Raw genomic sequence first — 13,168 nt, forward strand, 5'->3', positions numbered from 1 at the left:
GTGCGGGCCCTAGATATCGAGGAACCTGACGTCCTTGGCGTTCTGCTGGATGAAGTTTCGGCGCGATTCGACGTCCTCGCCCATCAGGACGGAGAAGGTTTGATCGGCGGCCAGTGCGTCATCCATGGTGACCTGCAACAACGTGCGACGATCCGGGTCCATGGTGGTATCCCACAACTCGGTGTAATCCATCTCGCCGAGGCCCTTGTAGCGCTGGATTCCGTTGTCCTTGGGCAGGCGCTTGTTCATAGCGGCACCCTTACGGATGGTTTCATCGCGTTCGCGGTCGCTGTAGACGTAGTCGTGGGCCGCGTTGGACCACTTGATCCTGTACAGCGGCGGCTGAGCCAGGTACACATAACCGTTCTCGATGAGCGGACGCATGTAGCGGAACAAGAGCGTCATCAACAGGGTGGTGATGTGCTGACCATCGACGTCAGCATCTGCCATCAGGACGATCTTGTGGTAGCGGAGCTTGGCGATGTCGAAGTCCTCACCGATACCCGTACCGAAGGCGGTGATCATGGACTGGACTTCGGCGTTACCCAGGGCCTTGTCCAGGCGGGCACGCTCAACATTCAGGATCTTGCCGCGGAGGGGCAGGATGGCCTGGGTCTCCGGGTTACGGCCACGCTTGGCTGAGCCGCCTGCGGAGTCACCCTCCACGAGGTAGACCTCGCAGCGCGAGGGATCCTTCGAGGAGCAGTCGGAGAGCTTGCCAGGCATGCCGAAGGACTCCAGCGGGCTCTTCCGGCGGGCATTATCGCGGGCCTTGCGCGCGGCCATGCGTGCTTGGGCAGCGGAAATGGCCTTGCGGATAACATCGCGCGCGGGGCCGGGATTCCGTTCCAGCCAGTCACCCAGCTGGTCCGTGACAACGCGCTGGACGAAGCCCTTGACCTCGGAATTACCCAGCTTGGTCTTGGTCTGGCCTTCGAACTGCGGCTCGGAAAGCTTCACAGAGATGACGGCAGTCAAACCTTCGCGGATGTCATCGCCGGTGAGGTTGTCTTCCTTCTCCTTGATGATGCTCTTCTCCCGCGCGTAGCGGTTGATGAGAGAGGTCATCGCGGCGCGGAAGCCTTCTTCGTGCGTTCCACCCTCATGGGTGTTGATTGTGTTTGCGTACGTGTGGACGCTTTCCGAGTAAGCGGTGGTCCACTGCATGGCAACCTCGACGGCGATGTGCCGCTCAGTGTCCTCGGTTTCGAAAGCGATGACGTCCTCGTGGACGATTTCAACCTTCTTGCTCGAGTTCAGGTGCTTGACGTAGTCCAGCAAGCCGTCCGGGTACTGGTACACCACAGTGCGGTGCTCGGCGGCTACTTCGCCCTCGGTTGCCACAGCGTCCAGGTCGAGGTCGTCGTCGCCGTCGCGGTTTACCGGCCGCTCATCCGTCAGCGTGATCCGGAGGCCCTTGTTGAGGAAGGCCATCTGCTGGAAACGTGCACGGAGCGTCTCGAAGTCGAACTCCGTGGACTCAAAGATGGTGCCGTCAGGGTAGAACGTTTGGGACGTCCCGGTAACGTCGGTGGCCTCGCCTTTGACGAGTTCACCTTGCGGCTTGCCGCCGTCGGCGAAGGTCATCCGCCAAACGTGGCCCTGCCGACGAACTTCGGTGTCCACCCGGCGGGACAAGGCGTTAACTACCGAAATACCCACGCCGTGGAGGCCACCGGATACGGCGTAACCGCCGCCGCCGAACTTACCGCCGGCGTGCAGGATGGTCATGACCACTTCAACCGTGGGCTTGCCTTCGGTTGGGTGAATGTCCACGGGGATACCGCGGCCGTCGTCCACAACGCGGACGCCGCCATCAGCACGGAGCGTAACTTCAATGTGGCTGCAGTAGCCGGCCAAAGCCTCGTCAACAGAGTTGTCCACCACTTCGTAGACCAGGTGGTGCAAGCCGCGGGGACCGGTTGAGCCGATGTACATGCCGGGGCGTTTGCGCACGGCTTCGAGGCCCTCCAGCACGGTGATGTCGCTGGCACCGTACTCCCTGGGCGCCTCCGCGGGCGTGTCAGGCTTGGGAACAGTCTCCTCTTCGGGCTCTACTGCCAAGGTCTCTGCATTGTCGTTAGCCACAGGCGCTTTCGACTCCTCTGTACTCGATGTCGGCCGTTCCCGGAGCTGCCCACGGCGAACCGCAGCGGCCAACGGGCACGTGACTGATTGCGCCGATTACTACGACAACAGGGGTCCCCGATGCCACAAGAGTGGATTCAGGTCCAGACGACGTTTCACCGGCGCTCAGTGATCTACGCCAATTCTATCGTGGAAACGCTCGAATCCTTGCAAATACGGGGGCAGCCGACAGCTGAATATGCCCATGGGAGACCGCTGGCCCTATCTGGAATGGCCCTGTGGAGGTCCCGACGGGGGCCTATACGACTCGGGGGCGTTGAAACGCCCTGCACGCCGTTTAGCCGTAAGTGTCCCTGGGTCCACGACCGTTAACGCTGCGTCCACCTTTTCGCCAACTTGGAGCCGAGGGCCCCAACACGTGAATGCTGGTGACCACTCCTTCGCCCAGTTCATTGCGAAACATCTCCAGAAGACTCGTGCTCAACAGCCGAAGCTGAGTGGCCCAAGCCGTGGAGTCGCAGCGGACATGCAGCGTGGTGTCAGTGAAACTCTCCGGAGTGCAGTGGGAGGAGATGTCCGGTCCCACCAGAGTTTCCCATTCCGCCATAACCGAACCGACGGCCACGGGGGACGTCCAACCGCGCTCGGCGACCAAGCGGCCAACCACTTTTCCAAGCCCCAAGGGATCCCGGCCGCTGCCGTGGAATTGGGCGAAACCCCTGGTATCCCGAAGCCCTTGGCGTTTTGGAGCAGATCCGGGCCTGGGCGCGCGCTGCCGAACTTCCCCACGGGCCGCTGCGGCCTCGCGCATGCGGTTCAGAGCCGCTTGGGCAGCATCGATCTCATCCGGCTCGCGGCCGGGTTGTAGTCCGTCGCGGCTATCCTTCGCCATCGATGCCTCCCGGAACAACGGTTACGCGCCGTCCGGCCAGCTCCTCGGGGATATCGGCATCGACGGCGGCAGTCACCAGCACTTGCTCGGCACCGGCGACTATTGCAGCCAGTTTACGCCGACGATGGACATCCAGTTCGGCGAAAACGTCGTCCAGGATCAGGATCGGGGCGGTGCCACCGGTGCGGGCGTCATCCAACATCACATAGTAGGAAGCCAAGCGCAAGGACAGGCACATTGACCACGTTTCACCGTGTGACGCGTACCCCTTGGCCGGGGCCTGCCCCAGAACGAGTTCCAGTTCGTCGCGGTGCGGACCTACCAAGGAGATACCGCGTTCCAGTTCCTTTTTCCGCGATGCTGCGAAGGCCTGAACGTAGCGCTCAGTGAGTTCGTCAACGGACAGCAGCCGGAGGTCGTCAACCGACGGCGAAGGTTCCGTTCCGTGATCGGTCGGACCGCCGTCGTCGTCAAGTACGCCCTGAATGGTTGAGCGGTAGACAGCGCCGGCGTCCTTGGAAGCGTCAGTAAGTTGCGCGTAAGCGCTGTTCAGGTGGGGACGCAACCGCTCCACAAGTTCCAAGCGGGCATGCAGGAGTTCTGCGCCGGCGCGGGCCATGTGCTGGTCCCAGACATCCAGGGTTGCCTCGTGCCCGGCGGTGAACTTGCCGGTACGTGCGGATTTCAGCAAAGCATTGCGTTGCTTCAATACGCGGTCGTAGTCGCTGCGTGTTGCGGCGTGCCGCGGAACCAGACTCACCAGCAGTTCGTCCAGGAAGCGACGTCGGTTCGAAGGATCACCCTTGACCAGAGCCAAGTCCTCGGGCGCGAACAACACCGTTTGGCAGATTCCCAGTATGTCCCGTGCCCGGACAGGGTTGCTGCGGTTGATGCGTCCCCGGTTTGCACGGCCGGCATTGATCTCAAGCTCTATGACCGTTGACTGCTCTCCACGGACCAACTTGGCCCGGATCAAAGCGCGCTCCGTACCGAAACGAAGCAGCGGAGCGTCCGTGCTGACCCGGTGGGAGCTCAGCGTGGCCAGATACCCGATGGCTTCCATCAGGTTGGTCTTGCCGATTCCGTTTGAACCCACCAAGACCGTCACACCGGGGCCGAGTTTCAGGTCGACCTGTGCGTAGCTTCGGAAATCCGTCAGCGAAAGATGTTCTAGGTACACGCCGTTTGCAGGACTCCTGCGGCCTAGTTGGCCGGACGGGTGGCGTGTCCGCCGAACTGGTGGCGCAGGGCGGAAACCATTTTCATGGCCGGAGAATTATCTTCGCGGGAGGCAAAGCGGGCAAAGAGCGCAGCCGTGATTGCAGGGGCGGGCACTGCGTTGGCTATTGCCTCTTCCACGGTCCAACGTCCTTCGCCGGAGTCCTCAACGTAGTCATCGATCGAGGCCAGACCCGGATCTTCGTCGAGTGCCTTGACCATGAGGTCCAGGAGCCAGGACCGGACAACCGTGCCCTTTTGCCATGCACGGAAAGTCCCGGGAAGGTCCTTCACGATATCTTTTGCCGCTAGCAATTCGTAGCCCTCGGCGTATGCCTGCATGAGGCCGTACTCGATACCGTTGTGAACCATCTTGGCGTAGTGGCCCGCACCAACGCCGCCCACGTGGACGAAACTGTCAGCTCGTTCACCTTCGGGGCGGAGAGCGTCGAAAACGGGCATGGCGAGTTCGATGTCTTCGTCGGCACCGCCTGCCATCAGGCCGTAACCGTTCTGCAGGCCCCAGACACCGCCGGAGACACCGCAATCCGCGAAGCGGATGCTTTTCTCGGCAAGTGCAGCAGCGTGCTTTTGGTCTTCCGTAAAACGCGAGTTGCCGCCGTCAATCACCATGTCACCGGGGCTGAGCTTTTCGCCGAGTTCCGTCACCACCGCATCAGTGATGGCGCCGGAGGGAACCATCACCCACACCAACCGCGGAGTGGGCAGTGCAGCGATGAGGTCATCCACCGACGCGACATCCGTGACATCGGGATTGCGGTCAAAACCTGTGACCTCAATGCCGCCGTTCCGCATGCGTTCCCGCATGTTGAAACCCATTTTTCCGAGGCCGATCAGTCCGATGTGCACAGTGTGAACTCTTTTCTGTGAAGGTGGCGGGAGACGGTACGGGCTGGCCCAAGTGGCTTGCATTCGTGATTGTTCCGGGGCTCCGGAACCGCCACGACTGCCAGTTAGTTGGGGAGGCGGACCGGCATCACGAGGTAGCGGTAATCGTCCTGGTCTTCGCCATCCGCTTCGGCCTGGGCTGTGATCATGGCCGGCTTCGGAGCAGTGGTGAAAGAGAAACGAACGTACTTGGTTTCGATCACGCTCAAGCCCTCAACGAGGTAATGCGGGTTGAAGGCAACGGTAATGTCCTCGCCGGAAAGCTGGGCTTCCAACTCCTCGGAAGCCTGTGCGTCCTCGCCTGTACCGGCGTCGAGATTCAGCAGTCCCTGGGTGAAGGCAAGGCGGACCGGAGTGTTTCGCTCGGCCACGAGCGACACTCGGCGAACGGCCTCGACGAGTTCCTGAGTCTGGACTGTTGCGTGGATCGGAGTGGAATCCGGGAAGAGCGAGCGGATCTTGGGGTAGTCGCCATCCACCAAGAGTGATGTGGTGGTTCGTCCGCCGCTTTCGAAGCCAATGAGCCGGCTGTCGTCATCAGCAAGTGCCAGGTTGATGTCGCCGCTGCCACCGAGAGTTTTGGCTACTTCGTTCAGGGTCTTGGACTTGACCAGTGCGCTGGTGGAAATGCCCGGAGTGACAGGTTTCCAGGGAACCTCGCGCATGGCGAGCCGGTAGCGGTCCGTGGCAAGGAGTGTGATGAGGTCATCCTCGATCTCCATGCGGACGCCGGTAAGGATCGGCAGGGTGTCATCCTTGCTTGCCGCGATGATCACTTGGGACACGGCCTGGGCGAAAGCGTCGCCCGGCAAGGTTCCGCTGATTGCCGGGAGGGCCGGAAGTGCGGGGTATTCGGACTCAGGCATGGTGGCCAGGTGGAAGCTGCTTCGACGGCACGTCAGGGTGACCTTGCTGCCGTCGGTCTCCACTTCGACGGGCGCCGATGGAAGGCTGCGGCAGATGTCTGCCAACAGGCGTCCGGAAACCAAGATGGTGCCCTCAACAGCGATATCTGCGGGGATTTCCAAACGCGCCGAGGTCTCGTAGTCAAAGCTGGAGAGGCTAACGGTGCCTGCCTCGGCTTTGAGGAGGAGGCCGGAAAGCACAGGCACGGGCGGCCGCGGAGACAACGACCGCGCGGTCCACGTAACGGCTTCTGCCAGGACGTCGCGGTCGACTCTGAACTTCACGGAAGGGTGCCGCCTTTCATTGCTGCTGCCATGTAGTAGCTGCGGATTCCTGCTTGGAAGCCGCTAAATCTTCGCAGTCCGGCACCGGAACCTGCATGGTCCGCACTCAGCGAACTACAAACAGACCCAAGGATGGGAGCGCTGCTGACAGCTTAGCCGGAAGATCTGCGATTAACCCATCCCCGTCGGGCCTGCCCCCTCGTATGTGGACAGTCGCAGGCCGGCTTGGGCCGGGCTGTTGGTCTGCTCTGTTCAGGTCGGGACGTGTGGTAGAACGAGATTGTTATTTGAGGGATTTCAATTTTTTGGGATTCGTAGTGTTAATAACTGCTGTGGAAACTGTGGATAACTCGATCTCACCGCGTCGTTTCGCGGTTAAGCCCTGTTCACGGATTGTGTGTTAACTGGGTTTTAAACAGGGTGTGGATGGGGACAACTCCCTGGGCAGTTTTTAACGATCCACAGATGCCTTAAGGGTTTTAAGCCCATTAACCGAGCTTGTCCCCTTAAGTATCCACAGGCTTATCCACATGCACCTGTTAATAAGGTATGTAGTGGCGGGCCCGGTGTGGATTTCAGGAGTCGCGTTGCTGCTGTTTGATCCGGTTGGTCAGCTCGGTGACCTGGTTGTAAATCACACGGCGCTCCGCCATCAGCTCGCGGATCTTGCGGTCTGCGTGGATCACAGTGGTGTGGTCCCGACCGCCGAGTTCCTGGCCGATCTTCGGCAGGGACATATCTGTCAGCTCGCGGCACAGGTACATGGCGATCTGCCGGGCAGTCACCAGGGTGCGCGTACGGGACTTGCTGCAGAGCTCTTCCATGCTGAGCTTGAAGTAGTCAGCTGTCTGGTCCAAGATCTGCTTTGCCGTGATCTCTTGGGCTCCGTCGTCGGTGATCAGGTCCTTGAGAACCATCTCAGCGAGGGCCACATCCACCGGCTGGCGGTTGAGGCTCGCGAATGCCGTGACGCGGATCAATGCGCCCTCAAGTTCCCGGATGTTGCTGGAAATCTTGGAGGCGATGTACTCCAAGGCGTCGTCAGGCGCAGAAAGGCCTTCGCTGAGGCCCTTCTTGCGGAGGATCGCGATACGGGTCTCGAGTTCCGGCGGCTGGATGTCCGTCAGCAGGCCCCACTCGAAGCGGGACGTCATGCGGTCCTCGAAGCCGGCGAGCATCTTGGGCGGCTGATCGGAGGTGATGACAACCTGCTTGTTGGCATTGTGCAGGGCGTTGAACGTGTGGAAGAACTCTTCCTGGGTTCGATCCTTGCCCGCCAGGAATTGGATGTCATCGATCAGGAGCACATCCACGTTGCGGTACGTGGTCTTGAAGCTGGTGCCTTCGTCGTCGCGGATCGAGTTGATGAAGTCATTGGTGAACTCTTCCGAGTTCACGTAGCGGACCCGGATGCCGCTGTAGAGCCGGCGGGCATAGTGCCCGATTGCGTGCAGCAGGTGGGTCTTACCCAATCCTGAGTCGCCATAGATGAACAGCGGGTTGTATGCCTTTGCCGGAGCTTCAGCTACGGCAACTGCGGCAGCATGCGCAAAGCGGTTCGATGAACCGATCACGAAGGTATCGAAGATGTACTTCGGGTTCAGTCGGCCGAACTCATGCGAGGTGCTGGGCGGCGTGGGCTGCGGCTTCGGTTCTGCGAAGTCAGAGACTGAGGAAAGCTCGACGGCGGGTTCCGGCTCTGCGTGGACGGGCACCAGATCGGTGTCCACGTCGATTGCGCAGCGAATGTCGTCCGAGAAGACGTTGCGGAGGGCATCGTCCAGGGCGTCCTTGACCTGCGTCTGGAGGACTTCGCGGGTGAGTTCGTTGGGAACAGCCACCAGAAGTGTTGAACCGATAAGGCCCTGCGCTTGGGCGAGGATGACGAAACCGCGCTGACGGGGTGAAACCCGGTCGTCCTGTTCCATGAGGCTCAGCACCCTGCGCCAGGAACTTCCGACAGTGTTGGCGTGGTTGGCTTCGTCTACTGTCATCAATCAGTTCCTAAATACTTGCTTGCCGGCGTTGCTGGCAGCCGAAGTGTCTCCGGCGGCGCTGTTCTGGGCGATAATCCACAGAGTTATACACAGCGGGTGGACAATGGGCTACTGAGCCACTCTAGGGGATGAAATCGCTAGAAGATAGCTGGGAAGTTGCCTGTGGATAATTACACCGTTGTGGTTCGTGAAACCCGCCTGTGAGCCACTTCATCCACAGGCTGGAAACCACGGTTGGGCACAGCTGTGGATAGCTCCGCGGCAGGCTCCCGGTTTGACTGTGGGTGCCTTTTTGCCCTAACGTTGTGAAGTCCTTTGTGTCCGCTTTTGAGATCAGTTGTAACTCCGTACGTTCACCGTGCGGGAGGCAACGGCGGCAGGCACATACAAAACTTAGCGTCGGCCAGTTCTTCCCCTTTTTTGATCGGGTGGGCGCACCTTTGATCCACTGGAGTAACTAACGTGAGCAAGCGGACTTTTCAGCCGAATAACCGCCGTCGGGCCAAGAAGCACGGCTTCCGCCTTCGTATGCGCACCCGTGCCGGCCGCGCCATCCTGGCTGCCCGTCGCGGCAAGGGCCGCGTCGAACTGTCGGCGTAAATAACTGACTTGTCGGTCAGGGTCTTTTTGCGGGTTCGACGGTGCTAGCCACCCCTAACCGTCTGCGGACGTCTACCGACTTTTCAACAACTGTACGTTCCGGCGTCCGCAATGGACGCCGGAACTTAGTGTTATATACGGCCTCTATCGGGGCCGGGGAGCCGAGTCGAATCGGTTTCATTGTCTCCAAAGCCGTCGGGAACGCCGTGACCAGGAACCTCGTTAAGAGGAGACTGAGAGAAGCAGGCGCACTGTCCTTGCACACGCACGGAACGGGTCTGGCGGTAGTAGTCCGGGCGCTGCCCGCAGCTGCAACAGCCAGCTGGGAGCAGTTGCTCTCGGACTACAACGCCGCACTGGCAGTGACGACGAAGCGATTGGGTGGCTCAGCTCCACGCAACGCTTCGACCGAACACAACGGCACCACTACGGAAGGGACACCGCGTGCATGACATAAGCACCGCCGTCGTTCCTTCCTCAAGCGACCCCTCCGGGAAGGTTCCGCATCGGAGTCTTCCGGCGGTGGTAGGCACGTTCCTCTGGGAGCTGCCCCGCAACATTCTCATTCTCCTGCTGAAGGCGTACCGTAAGGTCGTCTCGCCCCTGTACGGCCAGGTTTGCCGTTTCTTTCCCTCCTGCTCGGCCTACGCCTTGGAAGCAGTGACGGTGCATGGCGCCGTGAAGGGTAGCTGGCTCGCAGCCAAAAGGCTCGCCAAATGTCACCCTTGGAACGCTGGCGGAGTGGACCACGTCCCCGCCGGCCATCGTCATTGGCCTGAAGGCCGGACGCCCACAATTGTTGTACTGAACAATCCGGACCAGTTCCTGGCTGCTCAGGCTGATGAAGAAGGCCGCTCGGCGGCCTAACGAATAGGGATATCGTATGGACTTCTTTGAAACAATCATGTTTCCGTTCAAGTGGCTGGTGTCAATCATCATGGTTGGCTTCCACGAGGGACTGAGCTTCATTGGCCTGCCCGCCGCGAACGGCTGGACGTGGACTCTGTCCATCATTGGCCTCGTGTTGGTGATCCGTGCCGCCCTGATTCCTGTCTTCGTCAAGCAGATCAAAGCGCAGCGCGGCATGCAGCTGCTGCAGCCGGACCTGAAGAAGCTGCAGACCAAGTACAAGGGCAAGACCGATCAGCTGTCCCGCCAGGCCATGGCGCAGGAACAGATGGCGCTGTACAAGAAGCACGGCACCAACCCGTTCTCGGCGTGTTTGCCCATGCTGATCCAGATGCCGTTCTTCTTCGCGCTGTTCCAGGTGCTGTCCGGTATTTCGACGAATGCCAAGCAGGGCCAGGGCGTTGGCGCCATGAGCCACGAACAGGTAGTCCAGTTCGATTCGTCCAGCATCTTTGGTGCTCCGCTGTCCGCTTCGTTGCTTCACGGCGACCCCAGTGGCGGCAACAGTGCTGTGGCTGTCTGGGTTCTGAGCATCGTCATGATCATTGCCATGACGGCCTCGCAGTTCATCACCCAGAAGCAGATCATGGCCAAGAACATGTCCGAAGAGGCCATGGCCAGCCCGTTCATGCGACAGCAGAAGATGATGCTCTACATCCTGCCGCTCGTGTTCGGTATTGGTGGCATCAACTTCCCCATCGGTGTCCTCATCTACTGGACCACCACCAACCTCTGGACCATGGGCCAGCAGTTCTTCGTTATCCGCCGTATGCCGACACCGGGATCCCCCGCAGCCAAGGCGCTTGAAGAGCGCCGCGCCGCAAAGGGCCTGCCGCCGCTGCTGGGTGGAAAGAAAAACGCCGCTGCGGACGCTGCCGCTGAAGCCGAAGCTGCTGCTGCAGCAGCCGCCGAAATCAGGGCCCAGCGCGTCCAGCCACAACGTAAGAACAGGAAGAAGAAGTAATGTCTGCCGAGAGCACTGAAGAAGTTATCACCGCTGTGACTGAAGACCAGGAAGATTCCCAGGAAGAGACGCAGTCCAAGACGGCCAGCCGCTTGGAGGAGGAAGGCGACATTGCCGCCGACTACCTCGAAGAGCTCCTGGACATCGCTGACATCGACGGCGACATCGACATTGAGGTCCGTAACGGACGCACGTACATCTCCATCGGTGCGGATGAAGAATCAGCAGCGTTGGACAGCCTCGTAGGCCGCGACGGAGAAGTCCTGGAAGCCTTGCAGGAACTGGCCCGTCTCTCGGTCCTTTCCGCCACCGAAAGCCGTTCACGCCTGGTCCTGGACATCAACGGCTACCGCAAGGAGCGCGCCGGCGTGCTTCAGCAGATCGCCGAGGACGCCGTGGCCAAGGTCAAGGCTGATGGCGGAACAGTTGCCCTTGAGCCGATGAGTGCTTACGAGCGCAAGATCGTCCACGACGCCGTTGCTGATCTCGGATACGTCTCCGAGTCCGAGGGCGAAGGCGCTGGCCGCCACATCGTCGTTTCTGCCGACTAGCAGCTCATGGTTGAAATCACCGCAGCTGAACTGGAAGCGGCAGAGAAGATTTTTGGGGAGCGCTTGGATCTTGCCAAGCGCTATGTGGAGCACCTGGCTACCTCGGGAACTGAGCGCGGGCTTATTGGCCCGCGTGAGATTCCGCGTTTGTGGAGCCGCCACGTCCTGAACTGCGCAGTTATTGAGTCCGCCATCGCCATGGACAGCCATGTTGCCGATGTCGGATCCGGTGCCGGGCTTCCGGGCCTTTGCCTTGCAATTGCCCGCCCGGACCTTGAACTGGCCCTGATTGAGCCGTTGGAACGTCGTGTCATCTGGCTCCAAGAAGTGGTGGATGACCTCGGCCTGGACAACGTCACCATCATGAGGACGCGGGCTGAACTCGCAGTCGGAATGGTGGATGCGGATGTTGTGACCGCCCGGGCCGTTTCTGCCCTCTCCAACCTGGCTGGTCTCACCATTCCTCTCCTGAACGGCCATGGTGAAGTGGTGGCTATCAAGGGACGCAGCGCGGCTGAAGAGATTGAAAAGGCAAAGAAAGTCATCCGCAAACTTGGTGGCGTGGAAACGTCAGTTGTGGTTTGCGGACAGGAGCTTTTGGAGGAACCCACCACCGTGGTGAGGATCATCGTCAACAAGCCCGGAAAGACGGCGTAGGTCCCGCTCGGTATCCCGCGTGTCGGCGGCTGAGCGGTTAGGCTAGAGAACGGCAGCAAGCGCCGAATGAGAGTGAGAGTGTGACCAGTGGGCAGTAGTGAAACCTCCACGCAGCGAATTCCCCCCTTTATGTCTTTGGGGTCCGCGCGGGCCATGGCTACACCCTCTGCATCCCTTCAATCTGCAATAGTTCGTACGGATTCGGTTGATAATGCCGTTTCACGTGAAACCGTCTCAGATGGAGCGCGCAACGTCATGGATTCCATCGATGATTCCAGCCCCATCGCCCGTCAGTTGGCTAACGAAACTCGTCGGCGCGAACGATTGATCGGCAGGGAACTGCCCAAGCCGGACAAGACCCGCATCTTCACCGTATCCAACCAAAAGGGCGGCGTAGGTAAGACCACCACCACGGTGAATATCGCTGCGGCCTTGGCATCTGCCGGCCTCAACGTGTTGGTCATAGACATCGACCCCCAAGGCAATGCCTCCACGGCGTTGGGCATTGAGCACCACGCTGACGTAGACAGCATTTACGATGTGCTGATCAACGATCTTCCGCTCAAGGAAGTTGTGGCTCCGTGCCCTGACATTCCCAACCTCATCTGCGCGCCTGCAACCATTCACCTCGCCGGTGCCGAGATTGAGCTTGTTTCTCTTGTCGCCCGCGAACAGCGGCTCCGCCGTGCCATAGACGTCTACGCCAAGGAACGTGAGAAGAACGGTGAAGGGCGCCTGGACTTCATCTTCATCGACTGCCCACCCAGCCTTGGGCTGCTCACAGTCAACGCGTTCTGCGCCGCCAGCGAGGTCCTCATTCCCATTCAATGCGAGTACTACGCACTTGAAGGCCTGAGCCAATTGCTCAAGAACATCGAGATGATTCAGAAGCACCTCAATGCCGATCTGGTTGTCTCCACCATTCTTCTGACGATGTACGATGGCCGCACAAACCTGGCCGCGCAGGTTGCCTCCGAGGTGCGCCAGCACTTCCCCGAGCAGGTTCTGGGTGCGGTGGTTCCGCGATCGGTACGAATCTCTGAAGCTCCCAGCTATCAGCAGACAGTCATGACGTACGATCCGTCTTCCAGCGGCGCGCTTTCCTACATGGAAGCCGCAGCCGAAATAGCTGAACGCTAGAATTCTTGAAACACAGCAACAGCTTGGGCCGATCCGTGCTCGGCTATTCCATC

Annotated in this window: 13 protein-coding genes; 7 read left to right on the forward strand and 6 right to left on the reverse strand. The window is 60.1% G+C overall.

Annotation, left to right across the window (positions count from 1 at the left end):
• Positions 1-9 precede the first annotated feature (9 nt).
• From gyrB to dnaA, 6 genes are all read right to left on the reverse strand, one after another.
• A complete protein-coding gene (gyrB, locus tag J3A64_RS18205) occupies positions 10-2,088 on the reverse strand; it encodes a DNA topoisomerase (ATP-hydrolyzing) subunit B (RefSeq protein WP_011772787.1) in 2,079 nt (692 codons plus the stop codon).
• 337 nt (positions 2,089-2,425) lie between these two features.
• Entirely contained in the window at positions 2,426-2,980 is a 555-nt protein-coding gene (locus tag J3A64_RS18210) for a DUF721 domain-containing protein (RefSeq protein ID WP_011772786.1), read from the reverse strand.
• Positions 2,967-4,160 (reverse strand): DNA replication/repair protein RecF, encoded by a 1,194-nt coding sequence (gene recF, locus J3A64_RS18215; protein ID WP_210065231.1) that lies wholly within the window; start codon positions 4,158-4,160, stop codon positions 2,967-2,969. The genes J3A64_RS18210 and recF overlap by 14 nt, the downstream gene beginning before the upstream one ends.
• Positions 4,161-4,183: 23 nt before the next feature.
• Entirely contained in the window at positions 4,184-5,131 is a 948-nt protein-coding gene (gene gnd / locus J3A64_RS18220) for a phosphogluconate dehydrogenase (NAD(+)-dependent, decarboxylating) (protein ID WP_014920277.1), read from the reverse strand.
• Positions 5,132-5,172: 41 nt separating this feature from the next.
• Positions 5,173-6,297 carry a DNA polymerase III subunit beta gene (gene dnaN, locus J3A64_RS18225; RefSeq protein WP_011772783.1) on the reverse strand — a complete coding sequence of 375 codons (1,125 nt, stop codon included), beginning with the start codon at positions 6,295-6,297 and terminating at the stop codon, positions 5,173-5,175.
• 575 nt (positions 6,298-6,872) lie between these two features.
• Entirely contained in the window at positions 6,873-8,291 is a 1,419-nt protein-coding gene (dnaA, locus tag J3A64_RS18230) for a chromosomal replication initiator protein DnaA (RefSeq protein WP_011772782.1), read from the reverse strand.
• Positions 8,292-8,756: 465 nt separating this feature from the next.
• On the opposite strand from dnaA, the gene rpmH reads away from it, so the two are divergent.
• The 7 genes from rpmH to J3A64_RS18265 all read left to right on the forward strand — a co-directional run bounded on the left by rpmH (position 8,757) and on the right by J3A64_RS18265 (position 13,115).
• Positions 8,757-8,894 (forward strand): 50S ribosomal protein L34, encoded by a 138-nt coding sequence (rpmH, locus tag J3A64_RS18235; protein ID WP_011776797.1) that lies wholly within the window; start codon positions 8,757-8,759, stop codon positions 8,892-8,894.
• Between the two features lie 41 nt (positions 8,895-8,935).
• Positions 8,936-9,346 carry a ribonuclease P protein component gene (gene rnpA / locus J3A64_RS18240; RefSeq protein ID WP_043470913.1) on the forward strand — a complete coding sequence of 137 codons (411 nt, stop codon included), beginning with the start codon at positions 8,936-8,938 and terminating at the stop codon, positions 9,344-9,346.
• Positions 9,276-9,761 (forward strand): membrane protein insertion efficiency factor YidD, encoded by a 486-nt coding sequence (gene yidD / locus J3A64_RS18245; RefSeq protein WP_011776796.1) that lies wholly within the window; start codon positions 9,276-9,278, stop codon positions 9,759-9,761. Before rnpA ends, yidD begins: the two co-directional genes overlap by 71 nt.
• Positions 9,762-9,777: 16 nt before the next feature.
• Entirely contained in the window at positions 9,778-10,767 is a 990-nt protein-coding gene (yidC, locus tag J3A64_RS18250; protein ID WP_011776795.1) for a membrane protein insertase YidC, read from the forward strand.
• Entirely contained in the window at positions 10,767-11,318 is a 552-nt protein-coding gene (locus J3A64_RS18255) for a R3H domain-containing nucleic acid-binding protein (RefSeq protein WP_011776794.1), read from the forward strand. The genes yidC and J3A64_RS18255 overlap by 1 nt, the downstream gene beginning before the upstream one ends.
• 6 nt (positions 11,319-11,324) lie before the next feature.
• Positions 11,325-11,975: a 16S rRNA (guanine(527)-N(7))-methyltransferase RsmG gene (gene rsmG, locus J3A64_RS18260; RefSeq protein ID WP_210065232.1), complete on the forward strand. Its 651-nt coding sequence runs from the start codon at positions 11,325-11,327 to the stop codon at positions 11,973-11,975.
• A gap of 87 nt (positions 11,976-12,062) precedes the next feature.
• Positions 12,063-13,115, forward strand: a complete 1,053-nt coding sequence (locus J3A64_RS18265; protein WP_307807208.1) for a ParA family protein — start codon at positions 12,063-12,065, stop codon at positions 13,113-13,115.
• Positions 13,116-13,168 lie beyond the last annotated feature (53 nt).

It is taken from the genome of Pseudarthrobacter sp. PvP004 (genome assembly GCF_017876035.1).
Classification (GTDB): Bacteria; Actinomycetota; Actinomycetes; order Actinomycetales; family Micrococcaceae; genus Arthrobacter; species Arthrobacter aurescens_A.

Coding starts and splice junctions, on each gene's coding strand:
- J3A64_RS18210 (WP_011772786.1), bottom strand. CDS start 2,980: ATGGCGAAGGATAGCCGCGACGGACTACAACCCGGCCGCGAGCCGGAT.
- gnd (WP_014920277.1), bottom strand. CDS start 5,131: ATGCAAGCCACTTGGGCCAGCCCGTACCGTCTCCCGCCACCTTCACAG.
- dnaA (WP_011772782.1), bottom strand. CDS start 8,291: ATGACAGTAGACGAAGCCAACCACGCCAACACTGTCGGAAGTTCCTGG.
- yidC (WP_011776795.1), top strand. CDS start 9,778: ATGGACTTCTTTGAAACAATCATGTTTCCGTTCAAGTGGCTGGTGTCA.
- J3A64_RS18255 (WP_011776794.1), top strand. CDS start 10,767: ATGTCTGCCGAGAGCACTGAAGAAGTTATCACCGCTGTGACTGAAGAC.
- rsmG (WP_210065232.1), top strand. CDS start 11,325: ATGGTTGAAATCACCGCAGCTGAACTGGAAGCGGCAGAGAAGATTTTT.